This window comes from Couchioplanes caeruleus (genome assembly GCF_023499255.1).
Classification (GTDB): domain Bacteria; phylum Actinomycetota; class Actinomycetes; order Mycobacteriales; family Micromonosporaceae; genus Actinoplanes; species Actinoplanes caeruleus_A.
On record NZ_CP092183.1, the window covers coordinates 7,697,081 to 7,712,796 of the forward strand.

Consider the following 15,716-nt stretch of genomic DNA (forward strand, 5'->3'; position numbering starts at 1 on the left):
GGACGCGGATGGTAACCACGCGGGAGCGGCTGCGCCTACGCTTCGCCGAATGAAGATGTCCGCATCGTCCCGGCGGGTCGCCGCCGGGGTCGCCGCCAGCCACCCGGAGACGGCAGCCGCGGGGCTGCGGATCCTGAGAGCCGGGGGGACGGCCGCGGACGCCGCCGTGGCCGCGGTGCTCGCGACCTGCGTGGCCGAGACCATCTACACCGGACTGGGCGGGGGCGGGTTCTGCACCTACCTCGACGCGGCCTCCGGCGAGGTGACGTGCCTGGACTTCTTCGTGGCCGTGCCCGGTACGGACGGCGACCGCACGGCCGGCCCGATGGTCGCCGTGGACGTGTTCTTCGGCGGGGTGCCGCAGGTCTACTCGATCGGCGGGGCGAGCGTCGCGGTGCCGGGAGTGCCCGCGGGCTGCGGTGAGGTGCACCGGCGCTGGGGGCGGCTGCCGTGGGAGTCGCTGGTGGCGCCGGCGTACGAGCTCGCCGTCACCGGGGTGTCCCTGCCGGCCGCGCACGCACGCACGCTGGAGTCGTGCGCGCCGGCCCTCGCGTACGGCGAAGGAGCGGCGATCTACGCACCGGGCGACCGGCTGCTCGAGGGCGGCGACCGGCTGTTCCACCCCGGCCTCGCGACCGCGCTGGAGGCTCTCGCCGCGGACGGGCCCGCCCTGTTCTACACCGGCGCGTACGCGGCCCTGATGGTCGACACCGTACGGGCGGCCGGCGGCTCACTCGGGCCCCACGACCTCGCCTCGTACCGGGTGCTCGAGACGCCCGTGGACCACGCGTCGCTGGGGGCGTACCGGGTGCGGGCCCGGCACGACCTCAACCGGACCGTCGACACGATCGCCGCGCTGCCCGCCTCGCTGCCGCAGTTGCCCGGGCCCGAGCGCGCGGTCGCCCTGGCCGCCGCGCTGCGGGACCGCGGACGGCAGAAGATCGGCGACACCACGAACGTGTCCGTGGTCGACGGCGACGGCAACGCCTGCGTCATCACCACCACGATGGGCCTCGGCGCCGGCGTCTGGCTCCCCGGACTCGGCATCAACCTCAACTCCATGCTCGGCGAGGGCGAACTGATCACCGCCGACCTCGCGCCCGGACGCCGGATGTCGTCCAACATGTGCCCGCTCGTGGTGATCGACGAGACCGGCGCGCTGGCCGTGGCGGCCGGATCGGCCGGCGCCTCCCGCATCCGCACCGCGCTGATCGGCACGCTGGTCGGCGTCCTCGTCGACGACCTCGACATGGAGGCCGCGATCCAGCGGCCCCGCTTCCACGTCGTCGACGACACGGTCCACGCCGAGCCGGGCTGCCCCGGCGACCAGCTGGCGGCGCTCGCGGAAGCGGGGTGGCTGATCCACGAATGGTCCGAGCTCAACCACTACTTCGGCGGGGTCACGGCCGTCGGCGTCGGCGGGGCCGCCGGCGACCCGCGGCGCGGCGGGGTGGGCCTGCTGCTTTAGTGGGTCAGGCCTGCGTATGCCGCCTCCTCCTTCAGCGCGATGTCGAGGGCGGTCGCCCGAAGGCCGAACGTCTGCTCCGTCTCCGTGGAGTCGAGCAGGAACGGACCGTAGAACTGGTAGTCCATCTCGGCCAGTTCGCGGGCCATCGGGATCACCAGCCCGGCCGTGCGCATGGCCGGCCGGGGCAGCCTGCGGATCCGGACCGCCGGGGTGCCGGACAGCGCGGTGTAGCGGGACGCCAGCTCCCGGACGCTGATCGCCGGCGTGGACGGCACGTGCCAGGCCCGGCCCCACGCGCGCTGGTCGCGGGCGAGGGCGACGAGCGTACGGGCCATGTCGCCGACGTACGTCCAGGTGTGCGGGGCGTCCGGGTCGCCGGGCATCCACGCCGTCCGGCCCTTGGCCATCGCGGGGGCGAGCACCGCCGAGACCACCCCGGTGGCGCCGGCGCCCACGTAGTCCGAGCCGCGCGCCTCGAGCGTACGGATGCCGGCGGCGAGGGCGTCCTGCCACATGGCGATGCGCACGCGGCCCTTGCGTCCGGTGGCGGCGAGCGGGGTGTGCTCCGACATGCGGCCGCCCGGCTGCGGGCCGTACACGTAGAGGTTTCCGGTGATCGCGAGGACCGCATCGTTCTCCCGGGCCGCGGTGATCATCGCGGCCGACAGGGGCGGCCAGAGCTGGGGCCATTTCGTGTACGGCGGGTTCGCGCAGTTGTAGAGCACCTCGGCGTCGCGGGTCAGCTCGGTGAGGCGCCGGGCGTCGCCGGCGTCGGCGGCGATGCGCTCGATCAGCGGATGTTCCGGGCCCGAGCCGCTGCGCGTCACGATGCGGACGTTCTCCCCGGCGTCGGCGAGGAGGCGGGCGACCGAGGAGCCCACCGGTCCGGCACCGACGATCACGTGGTTCGACATAGCGCTCTCCTTTGCGAGCAGTGCTCTCTGTTGCGAACACCATCCCGCGTTCGAGCGACGTCGTCAAGAGCAGTGCTCTCGCTGTGGCACACTGTTCACATGACAGCCGCATCGCTCCGGGCCCGCGTACGCGCCGAGATGACCGGCGAGATCAAGGCGGCGGCCCGGCGCCACCTGGCGACCGACGGCGCGAACCTCTCGCTGCGGGCGGTGGCCCGGGACCTCGGCATGGCGTCCTCGGCGGTGTACCGGTACTTCGCCAGCCGCGACGAGCTGCTCACCGCGCTGATCATCGACGCGTACGACTCGCTGGGTGACGCTGCCGAGAACGCCCCGGACACGGGCTCCGCCGTGGACCGGTGGTTGGCCGTCTGCCACGCCGTACGCGAATGGGCACTGGCCAATCCGCACGAGTGGGCGCTGGTCTACGGCAGCCCCGTACCCGGATATCAGGCCCCCACCGACACGGTCGGACCGGCGATCCGGGTCATCCTGGCCCTCGGCCGCATCGTCCAGAACGCGTCAGCCTCCGGCGAGGTCGAGCCCGGTGAGGCGATCGGCGGCCGGCTCGGCGAGGAGCTGGCGGCGGTCGCCGAGCAGGCCGCTCCCGGCGCGCCGCCGCAGGTGGTCGCGCGCAGCATGGCGGGCTGGATCCACCTCTGCGGAGCCATCAGCGCGGAGCTGTTCGGTCAGCTCAACAACACCATCGACCAGCGGCGGGACTTCTTCGAGTTCCAGATGCGCGGCGCACTGACGTGGATCGGCCTCAGGGCATCCAGCTAGCGCGGGCCATGTCGACATGGTCACCCTTCAGCGGTACGCCCTCACTGAGCAGCCGCTGCCGCGCCTCCTGCTCGTGCCCCGGCGGCATCCGCCCCGCGCTCGTGACCACCCGGTGCCACGGCACGCCGCCGCCGTGCCGGGCCATGATCGTGCCGACCTGCCGGGCCGAGTTGCGCCCCGAGTGGTCGGCGAGCGCGTCGGCCACCGCCCCGTAGGACATGACCCGGCCCTCGGGGATGCTCTCCACGAGCCGGAGAACCTCTTCCACGTACTCCTGGGGTGTCACCGTCGCCACGATATGGGATCTCGCGGCAGCGGCGGAGCCGGCGGCGAGCAGAATGGGCCGGGTGCGTGAAGAGGTGACCGGCGCGCGCCGGATCGTGGTCAAGGTGGGGTCGTCCTCGCTGACCACGGCCGCCGGCGGCATCGACGAGCAGCGCGTCGACGCCCTCGTCGACGTGCTCGGCCGGCTGGCCACCCAGGGCCGCGAGGTGGTCCTGGTCTCCAGCGGCGCGATCGCCGCCGGGCTCGCCCCGCTCAACCTGCGCCGCCGGCCCCGCGACCTGGCTACCCAGCAGGCGGCGGCCTCGGTGGGCCAGGGCCTGCTGATCGGACGGTACGCGGCCGGCTTCGCCCGGCACGGGCTGACCGTGGGACAGGTGCTGCTCACCGTCGACGACGTGACCCGGCGGGCGCACTACCGCAACGCGTACCGGACCCTGCGCAAGCTGCTCGACCTGGGCGCCCTGCCGATCGTCAACGAGAACGACACGGTCGCCACCGAGGAGATCCGGTTCGGCGACAACGACCGGCTCGCCGCGCTCGTCGCCGCGCTGGTCCACGCCGACCTGCTCGTGCTGCTCTCCGACGTGGACGCGCTGTACACCGGCGATCCGTCCGCGCCGTCGTCGCGGCGCATCACGACCGTGCGCGACGACGCCGACCTGGACGGGATCGCCATCGGGTCCGCGGGGAAGGCGGGGGTCGGCACGGGCGGCATGGTCACGAAGGTGGAAGCCGCGCGCATCGCCACCGGCTTCGGCATCCCCGTCGTGCTGACCGCCGCGCCGCTGGCCGGGCCCGCGCTCGACGGCGACGAGGCCGGCACTCTGTTCCACGCCGCCGCCCGGCGCCCCACCGCCCGGTTGTTCTGGCTCGCGCACGCCACCTCCCCGCGTGGGCGGCTGCACCTCGACCCGGGCGCGGTCGCCGCGGTCGTGGCCCGGCGCAAGTCGCTGCTGCCGGCCGGCATCACCGCGGTGGACGGCTCGTTCGCGGCAGGGGACCCGGTCGACCTGGTCGACGCCGGCTCCGGCGCTCCGGTGGCTCGCGGGCTGGTCAACTACGACGCGGTGGAGCTCCCGGCCCTGCTCGGCCGGTCCACCGGCGAGCTGGCCGCGGCGCTCGGGCCAGGATATGAACGAGAGGTTGTCCACCGTGACGACCTGGTGCTTCTCTGACCACACCCGGTTCTCTTCCCAGGAGTCATCATGAGTGTCCTGCAGCAGGCCGCCGAGGCGCGGGTCGCCGCCATCGACCTGGCCGCCGCCACCCGGTCCGAGAAGGACGCCGCCCTGCTGCTGATGGCGGAGCGGCTCGTCGAGCGGGCCGACGACATCGTCGCCGCCAACGCCGTCGACGTGCAGAACGCGCGTACCGCCGGGCAGTCGGACGCCATGGTGGACCGGCTGACGCTGACCGCCGAGCGGGTCGCCGCGATGGCCGACGGCCTGCGGCAGCTGGCCGCCCTGCCCGACCCGGTCGGCGACGTGGTCCGCGGCGCGACCCTCGCCAACGGCCTCGAGCTGCGCCAGGTGCGGGTGCCGTTCGGCGTGGTCGGCATCATCTACGAGGGCCGCCCCAACGTGACCGCCGACGCGGCCGGCATCTGCCTCAAGTCCGGCAACGCGGCGCTGCTGCGCGGCTCCGGCTCGGCGATGAGCTCCAACGCGGCGATCGTGTCGGTGCTGCGCAAGGCGGTCGCGGACGCAGGCCTGCCGGCGAACGCGGTCCAGCTGCTCGACGCCACCACCCGCGACTCCGTCAAGGAGCTGATGCGCGCCCGCGGCCTCGTCGACGTGCTCATCCCCCGCGGCGGGGCTTCGCTGATCAAGACGGTGGTCGAGGAGTCGACGGTTCCGGTCATCGAGACCGGCGTCGGCAACTGCCATGTGTACGTGGACGAGTCCGCCGACCTCGAGAAGGCGCTCGGCGTGGTGATGAACTCGAAGACCCAGCGGCTGTCCACCTGCAACACCGCCGAGTCGCTGCTCGTCCACTCGGCGCTGGCCGAGTCGTTCCTGCCGCTCGTGATCGAGGAGCTGATCAGCGCGGGCGTGACGGTCCACGGCGACCCGCGGGTGGCATCCTTCGACGGCGTGGTCCCGGCGACCGACGAGGACTGGGGCAAGGAATACCTGTCGGCCGACATCTCGGTCGCGGTGGTCGACTCCCTCGACGACGCGCTCGACCACATCCGCCGCTACGGCACGGGCCACACCGAGGCGATCGTCAGCGAGAGCACGACGGCGGTCCGCCGCTTCGCCGCCCGGGTCGACGCGGCCGCGGTGATGATCAACGCGTCGACGCGGTTCACGGACGGGGGCGAGTTCGGGTTCGGCGCGGAGATCGGCATCAGCACGCAGAAGCTGCACGCGCGCGGGCCGATGGGGCTGCCGGAGCTGACCTCGACCAAGTACATCGTCACGGGCAACGGCCACACCCGCTGACACCCGGCCCTGCGGCCCCGGGGCCGCAGGGCTGGACTGGGCGCCGGGAAGGCCGCGCCGGGCAGCTGCGTCACGCCCCGCGCCGATCCGCCGGGCCGGACCGTGCGGCGTCGGCGGCGCGGCGCAGCCGTGAAGCGGGAGGGCTGCGCAGCGCAGCCCTGGCAGCGGGCGCGGGCGGCCCAGCGCGGGCCGGACCGCAGAACAAGCTGGACCGCCAGCGCATGCCGGGCAGCGCAGCGCAGGCGGAGCCGCCAGCGCAAGCCAGGCCGCGCAGCGCAAGCCGCGCAGCGCAAGCCGCGCAGCGCAAGCCGCGCCGCCAGCGCGAGGCGCCCGGCAGCGCAACGCGAGCCCGGCAGCACGAGCGCTCAGCGCGGCCCGCGCGCTGAGCGCGCACGAGGGCCGGGTCAGCGGCAGGCGCGGATCGCCGTCAGGGTGATGTTGACGTCGAAGATCGGTCCCTCGTCGCTGTCCCAGCCGCCGTCCGTCCGCTGCGTCTCCGCCAGCCGCTTGCGGGCCGCCTGCACCAGCCAGTCGTCGCCGAGGTTGACCCGGCGCAGAGCCGCCGCCATGTTCGCCACGTCCGCCGGGGACATGTCGCCCATGCGGTCGCCGAGCACGAGCTGGATCCGCGCCGACTCGTAGAAGAACTGCTGTTCGTGGAGGAGTCCCGCCGCGTGCCAGCCGGTGGCGAGGAAGGACGGCCAGCTGCCGTCCGGGCGGAGCTGGGCGACCACGTGGCGGGCCGCGGCGGCGAGGGTGGTCGCGTACCGGGGTGGGGCGTCGTGGTGGGGGTGGGCCTCGAACTCGGCGACGGTCATCCAGAAGCCGGCGACCGCGGTCAGGTAGAGGGTGGCTTCCGGATCGCCGGGCATCGCCCACGGCGGCGCTTCCGGGGCGAGGGATTCATCCTCCTGCCAGGTGCCGTCGCTGCGCTGCACGCCGGCGAGCCAGGCCAGGGCCCGGTCGACCTGGGGACCGCGGAGGCCACCGAGGTCGTCGAGCTCGGAGAGGCGGAAGCAGGTGGCGTCGATCGACGGTACGGGTCTGTCGCCGCTCGCGGGCCAGCCGCCTTCCGGGGTCTGCCCGCTCTCGATGCGGTCGAGGACGCCGGGCGGCGGTTCGCTGCCCGTCCTCAGGTACGACAGCCGAGCCCGTTCGACCGGGTCACCGTGCGCTATGACGTACCCGATTGCGGCATCCATGTCGACCACGACGGTGACGCTACAACGCGGCCCTGCTTTTCGCCGGATCGTTTCGGTAGTTGTCTATAAGGTCGCTTCCGTCCCGCCCGATCAGGGGACATTGACGGCCGGTGATGAGTACGTCGTCACGCAAAGCGAACGACCGCTCACCCTCAGCAGGGGTGAGCGGCCGTCCGGAATGACCTCAGTACGACGGCAGCGACGGGTCCACCGTGTTGACCCAGGAGACGATGCCACCCTGGACGTGCACGGCGTCCTTGAAGCCGGCCGCCTTGAGTGCCGCGAGCGCCTCCGCCGAGCGCACACCCGACTTGCAGTGCAGCACGATCTGGCGGTCCTGCGGGAAGCGGGACAGCGCCTCCCCGGAGAGGATCTCGCCCTTGGGGATCAGCGTCGCGCCCGGGATCCGGTTGATCTCCCACTCGGCCGGCTCGCGGACGTCGACCAGGAACATGTCCTTACCGGAGTCCTGCCACTCCTTGAGCTCCTTGGCCGTGATCGTCGCGTTGAGGGTGGCCTCCTGCGCCTCGGTGGAGACGGCGCCGCAGAAGTCCTCGTAGTCCTCGAGCAGGTCGGTGACCGTCGGGTTCTCGCCGCAGAGCGCGCAGTTCGGGTCCTTGCGAACCTTGATCTTGCGGTACTCCATCTCGAGGGCGTCGTAGACCATCAGCCGGCCGACCAGCGGCTCGCCGATGCCGGCGATGAGCTTGATCGCCTCGTTGACCTGGATCGAGCCGATCGACGCGCAGAGCACGCCGAGCACGCCGCCCTCGGCGCAGGACGGCACCATGCCGGGCGGCGGGGGCTCCGGGTAGAGGCACCGGTAGCAGGGGCCGTACTCCTCCCAGAACACCGACGCCTGGCCGTCGAAGCGGTAGATCGAACCCCAGACGTACGGCTTGCCGAGCAGCACCGCGGCATCGTTGACCATGTAGCGGGTCGCGAAGTTGTCGGTGCCGTCGACGATGAGGTCGTACCGGCTGAAGATCTCTCTGACGTTGTCGCGGTCCAGCGCGGTGTTGTGGATGACCACGTTCACCAGCGGGTTGATCTCGCGGATGCTCGCCGCCGCGGACTCGGCCTTGGGGCGGCCCACGTCGGAGACCCCGTGGATGACCTGCCGCTGCAGGTTGGACTCGTCGACGGTGTCGAAGTCCACGATGCCGAGCGTGCCGACCCCGGCCGCGGCCAGGTACAGCAGCGCCGGCGAGCCCAGGCCGCCCGCGCCCACGACGAGCACCTTGGCGTTCTTCAGCCGCTTCTGACCGTCCATCCCGACGTCGGGAATGATGAGATGACGCGAGTAGCGCCGGATCTCATCGACGGACAGCTCGGCGGCCGGCTCGACGAGCGGGGGCAGTGACACGGTGAACTCCCCGGGTTGACGGAAGGTGCGGCCACCATTGTTGCTCGTGAATCGCCGTCATGGGCATGACGTGGACCACCGGCCCGGCATGCGGGAAACGGGAATCAAAGCTCACCCGCCGGGGTTGCCGCCGCGCACCGTCTCGGCCGCCACGAACACCGCGACGGCGAGCGTGAACAGGATCAGCGCCGTGATCAACCGGCGTCGCAGGTACGGGCGCATCTTCTCCATGACACGGTCAGGGTGCCAGAGCCCACCCGCCGGGACGGGGCATTTGCCCCGAAAGCATCAGAGCGACGGACCCTGGAAGAGACGGTTGTCGCGGCGGGGCCACGCGTACGGCACACAGCCGCGCAGCGTCAGCGTCTGCTGCACCATCACCGGCGCCGGACCGCCGCGCTGGGGACAGCCCTGGTGGCCGTGGCCCAGCTCGTGGCCGACCTCGTGGTTGACGACGTACTGGCGGTAGACCGGCAGCGGGACCTTCGCGGCGACGTACGGCGGAGCCGACAGCCGCCACCGGTCCAGGTTGATGATCGCCCGACCGGTCGTCCGGCACGACGTGTACGGCCGCCCGCCCACCGTGATGTTGACGCCCCCGGCACGGCACATCCGCCCGGCGGTGTCCCGGGTCGCCAGGAACACGGTGAAGTCCGCCTTTTCCCCCACCGGTACGCGCTGCAGCCGCAGCCGCCCGTCCCCGGTCCAGCTGCGCCGGTCGCCGAGCGTGGCCTCGACCAGGGCGGCGAAGGCCACCACGTCCTCGCCGCTGCCCCGTTCCACCGCCACGCGGAAACGGCGTACCGCTCCCGCCGTACCCAGAATCCTGCCGCGGCCCGGCGCGTACGCGAATGTGCCGGACCCGCGGATCGGCAGCGCGACCGAGGTCCGTGGCCGGGGCGGCGGCGGGGTGGACGGAACCGCCGAGGCCGACGGCGCGGACGTGGCCGCCAGAGCGGGCGCCGGAACGGCCGCGGACGCGACCGGCATCGGGACGGGCGGCCCGGACGCCCAGACGGTGGGTAACAGCAGGCCACCGGCCACGAGCAGCGCCGCCACCATGACGGCGGCGAACCAGATGCGGCGGCGCCGGTCGATCACGGGAACACGGGTGTCGATCATTTGCCCGCCAGCGTGCCACATCACGGGTGCGGAAGCGGCGGAGTGGTTGGATCGGGGCCTTGTGCTCAGGCGACCGGGGAGGCGACGTCCTCCAGCAGGCCGACGATCGCGCGGGCGACCAGCCGGGGCACCTCCATCTGCGCCACGTGCCCCACGCCGGGCAGGATCAGCAGCCGGCTGTCCGGGATCACCTTCGCCACCTGCGCCGGCACCCGCGGGTCCACCAGCTCGTCCTTCAGGCCGCCGACGACGAGCGTCGGCGCGGCGATGCGAGCGGCGAGCCGCCACTGCGAGTTCACCCCCGGCAGGTACGCCCGCAGGAAGCTCGACACCAGCCCGCGCAACGTCCCCGTGTACGCCTTCGAATAGTGCGCGACCGTGTACCGGAGCTTGATCTCCTCGATCGCCTCGGCCCGGCGCTGCGCGCTGACCTTGGTGGTGTCGCCGAAGCACGCCAGCAGCACCTGCTCGGCCATCTCCTCGGCGGTCATCCGGGCCATGCCCCACGCGATGATCCGGTCGGCCCTGGGCAGGGCGAGCACCGGCAGCACCGGCCCCTGGGCCGTACGCCGGGGGTCCAGGAACGGCATCGCCGGGCTGATCAGGGTGAGGGTGCGCACCAGGTCGGGGCGCAGCGCCGCCACCCGTACGCAGATCGACCCGCCGAGCGAGTTGCCGACCAGGTGGACCGCGCCGCGCCCGGAGTGCTCCAGGAAGCCGATGAGCCGGTCGGCGAACGCGGCGATCGAGTAACGCCGGCTCGGGTCGCTGTAGCCGAACCCGGGCAGGTCCACGGCCTGGGCGTCGAAGCGGTCGGCGAGCAGCCCGGCGAGATCGGTGAAGTTCTGCGAGGAGCCACCGAGGCCGTGCACGTACACCGCGGGTTCGGCGCCGGGCGTGGTCGGTGGGGTGTCGCGGACGTGCAGCATCGCGCCGTCGATCATCACTGTGCGGGCCGGCCACGGCGGTGGCAGGGCCCCGTCCGGCGGCAGGACCTCGTCCGCCGCGAGTTTCGCGCCCTTCATCAGGACAAGAGTGCCTCGAGCCGCCGGTTGACGGCCGCCAGAGTGGCGCGGACCATGGCGTGCCGATCGTCACCGGTCACGACGGCCGAGCCGGCGAGCTGCTCCACCCAGCCGTCGGTGGCGAGCAGGACGACCACCACGGCCACCTGGATCGAGCCGAACGGCACGGCCGCCGCGTGCTCGACGAAGCACTTCGCCGGGCCGTCGGCGTGGTCCGAGTGGGTGAGCAGGTCGTCGACCGCCGTGGCGGTGGCCATCGCGCAGAGCCGCAGCAGGTAGCCGTCCACCGCCGGGCCGGTCGCCTCCCCCGCCGCGGCCTGGCCGCCGACGGTCAGCTGGACCCGTACGGTCGCCTCGCTGCCGAAGGTGTTGACCTGGACGTTCTCGATCATCACCCGCGGGCCGGGGCGCTCCCCGGGCTCGAGCAGCGGCCGGGGCGGGGCCGGGTCGATCCCGGTGGGCATGCGCTGCGCCGCGGGAGGACTCGCCATCGGGGCGGGTGCGGGCATCGGCGCAGGGCCGGGAGATGTCGCGGGAGCCGGCATCGTGGCGGCGCCGGGCGGCGTGGCCCGCCCGGCCGGGTTGGGCTGCGAGGGCACGAACGGCGCCGGCGCGACAGGCGGCGCGGAGGCCTGGGCGGCCGACGAGGTGCGGGTCGGCAGCGCCCGGGTGGTGGCCTGCGCGGGCGGCGCGGACCGGGGCGCCGGGGCCGGGGGCGCCTCCTCGGGCGTGCGCGCGGGCGCGAGCGGCGAGGCGCCCTGCATGGCGGCGTCCAGGCCCATGCGGTCCTGCAGCAGGCGGGCGACCTGCCGGCTCACCTCGGCCGGGTCGGCGCCCTCGGCGAGGTCCAGCCGCAGGCTGTGGGCACCGGCGGGGGTGGTCCGCAGCGCGGCGTCCCGCACGCCCTCGACCTCACGGACCGCCTCCAGGATCGCGTTGACGTCGAACCCGTCCTGCCGCTCCTGCGGTGCCAGCGCGTCCTCGCGGCGCAGATGCGTCGCGATCCGCGCCAGCGCGGGGGTCTCGGCCGAGGGCTCCACGGACGGCGGCTCCGGGACGGTGGGCACGTCCGGCTGGGCCGGCACGCGCTGCGGCAACGCGGCGAAGGGCGGCTTCCCGGTGGTGCCGGCGCCGGGGTCGCCGGCGGGCCGTCCGGGAAACGCCGGCTGCGGGGATTCGTACGGCAGCCGGCGCGGAAAGCTGGAGGGATCGTACGACGGCCGCCCGAGCCCTTGATCGCCGGAACGTGACTGGTCGGTAGCTTCCGGCGTGCCGACCCGGGGCATGCCCTCGGCCGGGGTCGGCGGGTCCAGCGCATGCCGCGCGGACTCGGCGGTCGTCCACTCGGTGCGCCGGCCACCCGGGGTCGCGGGCCGCACGGCGGGGAACGACGCGCGCTGCTGGGCGGCCTGGGGCCGGGCCGCGTCGTCGAGATCGCCCTCGTACGGGTACGGCGGCGCGCTGGCCGGCAGGGTCGGCGGGACGCCGCGCAGCTCGTTGCCTTCCTGACCGCCGTGCAGCAGCTCGGGCGAGAGCGGGTCGGGGCGCGGCGGCGGCACGGGCGAGAGCGGGGCCGTACGCGGCGGGAGCACGGGCGACAGCGGGGCCGCACGCGGCGGTTCGGCCGCTCGGGGCTCGTCCTGGTGCGGCTCGCCCCCGTTGGGCGAGAGGTGCGAGAGCAGATCGTCGTAGCGCGAGCGGCTGTCGGACCAGCGCGGCGAAGCGGCATTCTCCAGCCGCGGCGGTGACCCGTCGGCAGGAGGCGCGGGCGACTGCTGCGCGGGGGTGAACGACGGCGGCGGCGGCGCGGCCGCGAACGGGCGGATGTCACCCGATGGTGGGTCGGTCGGGAGGGGGCGGGTGAACGGGCGCACCTCCGTCGCGGGGCGGCGCCACGCCGGGACCTCGGCTTCCGGGTCCAGCGCGGCACCCGCGTTGGACCAGGGGCTCTCCCGCGCGGCCCATCCGTTCAACAGGGTGCGATCACGCGACTCGGCACCGGCACCGCCCTCGGCGGCCCCGGCGTCACCGGAATGCCCTGTTTCGTCCACCACGCGCTCCTCGCTTGCCCCCCGCTGAGGCTACCGTGTGGTTGCAGTGGCGATAAGTTGCAGCGTCGCGACAATTGCCCGCCCGGAACGCGACAGACGACGAACCGGGCAATCCGCGTCGCTTCCAGCGCGGTGGGATTCGAGCTCGGAGGATTGTGACATGACTGCTGCGTCCGGCGGGGCACAGACGGCGGGGCGCCCGACGCGCCTGCCGCGCTCCGCGCGCCGTAAGCAACTGCTTGCCGCCGCGCAGCAGATCTTCGTGGCCCAGGGCTACCACGCCGCCGCCATGGACGAGATCGCCGAGCGGGCGGGGGTTTCGAAGCCCGTGCTCTACCAGCACTTCCCCGGCAAGCTGGAGCTCTATCTGGCCCTGCTGGACACGCACTGCGACGCGATAATCGCCAAGGTACGCGGCGCGATGCTGGCCACCCCGGACAACAAGGAGCGGGTCAAGGGCGCCGTACGGGCGTACTTCGACTTCATGGACCACGAGAGCGAGGCGTTCCGTCTCGTCTTCGAGTCCGACCTGCGCAACGACCCCCAGGTGCGCGAACGGGTGGAGCGGGTCGAGCAGGGCTGCATCGCCGCGGTCACCGACACGGTGGTCGCCGACACCGGGCTGACCCAGGCGAAGGCCGAACTGCTCGCCGCGGGGCTGGTCGGGGTCTCCGGCCAGGCGGCCCAGTACTGGCTGGCGACCGGCCGCCAGGTCGCGAAGGACGAGGCGGAAGCCCTGGTCGCGGCCCTGATCTGGCGGGGCATCGCGACCTTCCCGCTGCAGGGTGAGTCAACGCCGGGAACGTCTGCGGAAATCGGCTAGCCTTCATGTCGGAAGACTGCTGAGAGGGAGGGCCCCGTGGAGGTCAAGATCGGCGTGCAGCACGCCCCGCGTGAGCTGGCGCTGGAGAGTGCGCAGACGCCGGCCGAGGTCGAGCAGGTGGTGACCGAGGCACTGGCCAAGGACAGCGTCCTGACCCTGACCGACGAGAAGGGCCGCAAGGTGATCGTGCCGATCGCCAAGGTGGCCTACGTGGAGATCGCCGAGAGCAACACCCGCCCGTTCGGCTTCACCACGCGATAAGCACGCGCAGCACCGGCGACCAGGGGGCCCTCGGGCCCCCTGACGCATTCGGCGCCCCGGTCACCTTCGGCCTGAGGTGCGCAATCTCTCCGTCGGGTAGACTTGGCCCGTCGCCGCCGACGTCGATCCATTTCTCTGGTTCCGCCGCGGCGACGCGCGTGCGGCCCGCGAGCTCCCTCGCGTGTGGCCCGCGCCCTAACCAGACCGCGCCCAGGACTTCGACGGGCGCACCACGAGAGGCACCCGCAGAACTCCATGACCGACATCGAACCCACCGAGACAGAACCCGCCCTGGTACCGGTCCTCACCCGCGCCCCCGTCCGACCCGACAGCCCCACGTTCGCCGAGCTGGGCGTCCGCGCCGAGACCGTGGAGGCCCTGGCCGCGGCCGGCATCACCCGGGCCTTCGCCATCCAGGAGTACGCGCTGCCCATCGCGCTGCGCGGCACCGACCTGATCGGCCAGGCGCCCACCGGCACCGGCAAGACCCTGGGCTTCGGCCTGCCCATCCTCGAGCGTATGACCGCACCGAGCGAGGGCGCCGACGGCATGCCTCAGGCGCTGATCGTCGTACCGACCCGTGAGCTGGGCCTGCAGGTGGCGCGCGACCTCGCCGCAGCCGGCGCCACCCGCGGCGTGCGCGTGCTGCCGATCTACGGCGGCGTGGCGTACGAGCCGCAGGTCGAGGCGCTCAAGAAGGGCGTCGAGATCCTGGTCGGCACCCCCGGCCGCCTGCTCGACCTGGCCAAGCAGAAGCAGCTCAAGCTCACCTCGATCAAGGCCCTGGTGCTCGACGAGGCCGACCGCATGCTCGACCTCGGCTTCCTCGAGGACGTCGAGAAGATCCTCGCCATGCTCCCCGAGCAGCGCCAGACCATGCTGTTCTCGGCGACCATGCCGGACCCGATCGTCGCGCTGTCGCGCCGCTTCCTGCGCCACCCGGTCACCATCCACGCCGGGCACACCACCGAGAGCGGCCCCTCGCCGCTGACCAAGCAGGTCGTCTACCGCACCCACCCGCTGAACAAGCTGGAGATGGTGGCGCGCATCCTGCAGGCCCGCGACCGCGGCCTCACCATGATCTTCACCCGGACCAAGCGGGCGGCCGACCGCGTCGCCGAGGACCTCGACTTCCGCGGCTTCGCGGTGGCCGCCGTCCACGGTGACCTCGGCCAGGGCGCCCGGGAGCGGGCGCTGCGCGCGTTCCGCACGGGAAAGATCGACGTCCTGGTCGCCACCGACGTCGCCGCCCGCGGCCTGGACGTCTCCGGCGTCACCCACGTCATCAACTACGACTGCCCGGAGGACCCGGACACGTACACGCACCGCATCGGCCGCACCGGCCGGGCGGGCGCGACCGGCGTCGCCGTGACGTTCGTGGACTGGGAGGACATGCCGCGCTGGGTGCTCATCGACAAGTCGATGGGGCTCAACATGCCGCAGCCCCCGGAGACGTACCACACCTCACCGGCGCTCTACGCCGACCTGGACATCCCGACGGACATCTCGGGCACCCTGCCGACGGCCGAGCGCAACCGCGCCGGCCTGTCCGCGGAGGTCGAGGAGGACCTCGGGGGACGCCGCCGCGGCAAGGAGAGCAGCCGCTCCCGGCCCCGCAGCACCGGTGGTCCGCGCCGGCGCGGCGGTGACGAGAGCGCACCGGAGGCGGCACCGGCCGCGGAGGGCGAGACGTCCGATCGCCCGCGCCGGCAGCGTCGCCGCCGCCAGGTCGACGAAACCGATTCGGGTACGCCCGCAGCCGACGCCGCCCCCGCAGCGGAAGCCGCCGATTCCTCCGCCGAGGGTGGCCGTCCGCGGCGCCGGCGCCGGCGCAGTGGCGGGCGCGGCACGGCGGAGTCGTCCGGCGAGATGACCGGAGGCTCCGACGCCGGAGTGGGCACGGGATCGGGTTCCGAGGACTGACGACGTACGCGAAAAGGCGTCCCACCCACCGGTGGGGCGCCTTTTTCCG

The 15,716-nt window shown here is 73.4% G+C and carries 14 protein-coding genes; 7 read left to right on the forward strand and 7 right to left on the reverse strand.

What is annotated here, in order from left to right:
* Window positions 1-49: 49 nt before the first annotated feature.
* The gene (locus COUCH_RS35585; protein ID WP_249609522.1) at window positions 50-1,468 is read left to right on the forward strand and encodes a gamma-glutamyltransferase; all 1,419 of its coding nucleotides are present in this window, start codon (window positions 50-52) and stop codon (window positions 1,466-1,468) included.
* Here COUCH_RS35585 and COUCH_RS35590 read toward each other — a convergent pair.
* Window positions 1,465-2,382 carry an NAD-dependent epimerase/dehydratase family protein gene (locus tag COUCH_RS35590; protein ID WP_249609523.1) on the reverse strand — a complete coding sequence of 306 codons (918 nt, stop codon included), beginning with the start codon at window positions 2,380-2,382 and terminating at the stop codon, window positions 1,465-1,467. The genes COUCH_RS35585 and COUCH_RS35590 overlap by 4 nt on opposite strands.
* 99 nt (window positions 2,383-2,481) lie before the next feature.
* Here COUCH_RS35590 and COUCH_RS35595 point away from each other — a divergent pair, with 99 nt between their 5' ends.
* Window positions 2,482-3,165 carry a TetR/AcrR family transcriptional regulator gene (locus COUCH_RS35595; protein WP_249609524.1) on the forward strand — a complete coding sequence of 228 codons (684 nt, stop codon included), beginning with the start codon at window positions 2,482-2,484 and terminating at the stop codon, window positions 3,163-3,165.
* Here COUCH_RS35595 and COUCH_RS35600 read toward each other — a convergent pair.
* Window positions 3,149-3,451 carry an MGMT family protein gene (locus tag COUCH_RS35600; protein WP_249609525.1) on the reverse strand — a complete coding sequence of 101 codons (303 nt, stop codon included), beginning with the start codon at window positions 3,449-3,451 and terminating at the stop codon, window positions 3,149-3,151. The genes COUCH_RS35595 and COUCH_RS35600 overlap by 17 nt on opposite strands.
* A gap of 61 nt (window positions 3,452-3,512) precedes the next feature.
* Between COUCH_RS35600 and proB the strand changes: the two genes are divergently transcribed.
* Both proB and COUCH_RS35610 read left to right on the forward strand, forming a co-directional pair.
* Window positions 3,513-4,625 (forward strand): glutamate 5-kinase, encoded by a 1,113-nt coding sequence (gene proB / locus COUCH_RS35605; protein WP_249609526.1) that lies wholly within the window; start codon window positions 3,513-3,515, stop codon window positions 4,623-4,625.
* A 30-nt stretch (window positions 4,626-4,655) separates the two neighbouring features.
* A complete protein-coding gene (locus tag COUCH_RS35610; protein ID WP_249609527.1) occupies window positions 4,656-5,894 on the forward strand; it encodes a glutamate-5-semialdehyde dehydrogenase in 1,239 nt (412 codons plus the stop codon).
* A 404-nt stretch (window positions 5,895-6,298) separates the two neighbouring features.
* On the opposite strand, the gene COUCH_RS35615 is transcribed toward COUCH_RS35610, so the two are convergent.
* The 5 genes from COUCH_RS35615 to COUCH_RS35635 all read right to left on the reverse strand — a co-directional run bounded on the left by COUCH_RS35615 (window position 6,299) and on the right by COUCH_RS35635 (window position 12,663).
* Window positions 6,299-7,105 carry a prenyltransferase/squalene oxidase repeat-containing protein gene (locus tag COUCH_RS35615; RefSeq protein WP_249609528.1) on the reverse strand — a complete coding sequence of 269 codons (807 nt, stop codon included), beginning with the start codon at window positions 7,103-7,105 and terminating at the stop codon, window positions 6,299-6,301.
* A gap of 175 nt (window positions 7,106-7,280) precedes the next feature.
* Window positions 7,281-8,462 carry an adenylyltransferase/sulfurtransferase MoeZ gene (gene moeZ / locus COUCH_RS35620; protein ID WP_249609529.1) on the reverse strand — a complete coding sequence of 394 codons (1,182 nt, stop codon included), beginning with the start codon at window positions 8,460-8,462 and terminating at the stop codon, window positions 7,281-7,283.
* A 288-nt stretch (window positions 8,463-8,750) separates the two neighbouring features.
* Window positions 8,751-9,584 carry a DUF3152 domain-containing protein gene (locus tag COUCH_RS35625; RefSeq protein ID WP_249609530.1) on the reverse strand — a complete coding sequence of 278 codons (834 nt, stop codon included), beginning with the start codon at window positions 9,582-9,584 and terminating at the stop codon, window positions 8,751-8,753.
* Between the two features lie 65 nt (window positions 9,585-9,649).
* Entirely contained in the window at window positions 9,650-10,609 is a 960-nt protein-coding gene (locus COUCH_RS35630; protein ID WP_249609531.1) for an alpha/beta fold hydrolase, read from the reverse strand.
* Window positions 10,609-12,663, reverse strand: a complete 2,055-nt coding sequence (locus tag COUCH_RS35635) for a Daple (protein WP_249609532.1) — start codon at window positions 12,661-12,663, stop codon at window positions 10,609-10,611. The genes COUCH_RS35630 and COUCH_RS35635 overlap by 1 nt, the downstream gene beginning before the upstream one ends.
* A 157-nt stretch (window positions 12,664-12,820) precedes the next feature.
* Here COUCH_RS35635 and COUCH_RS35640 point away from each other — a divergent pair, with 157 nt between their 5' ends.
* The 3 genes from COUCH_RS35640 (at window position 12,821) to COUCH_RS35650 (ending at window position 15,667) form a co-directional block, all read left to right on the forward strand.
* Window positions 12,821-13,483 carry a TetR/AcrR family transcriptional regulator gene (locus COUCH_RS35640; protein WP_199515229.1) on the forward strand — a complete coding sequence of 221 codons (663 nt, stop codon included), beginning with the start codon at window positions 12,821-12,823 and terminating at the stop codon, window positions 13,481-13,483.
* 36 nt (window positions 13,484-13,519) lie between these two features.
* Window positions 13,520-13,744: a DUF3107 domain-containing protein gene (locus tag COUCH_RS35645; RefSeq protein WP_199515228.1), complete on the forward strand. Its 225-nt coding sequence runs from the start codon at window positions 13,520-13,522 to the stop codon at window positions 13,742-13,744.
* A gap of 255 nt (window positions 13,745-13,999) precedes the next feature.
* Window positions 14,000-15,667: a DEAD/DEAH box helicase gene (locus COUCH_RS35650; RefSeq protein WP_249609533.1), complete on the forward strand. Its 1,668-nt coding sequence runs from the start codon at window positions 14,000-14,002 to the stop codon at window positions 15,665-15,667.
* Window positions 15,668-15,716: the final 49 nt, after the last annotated feature.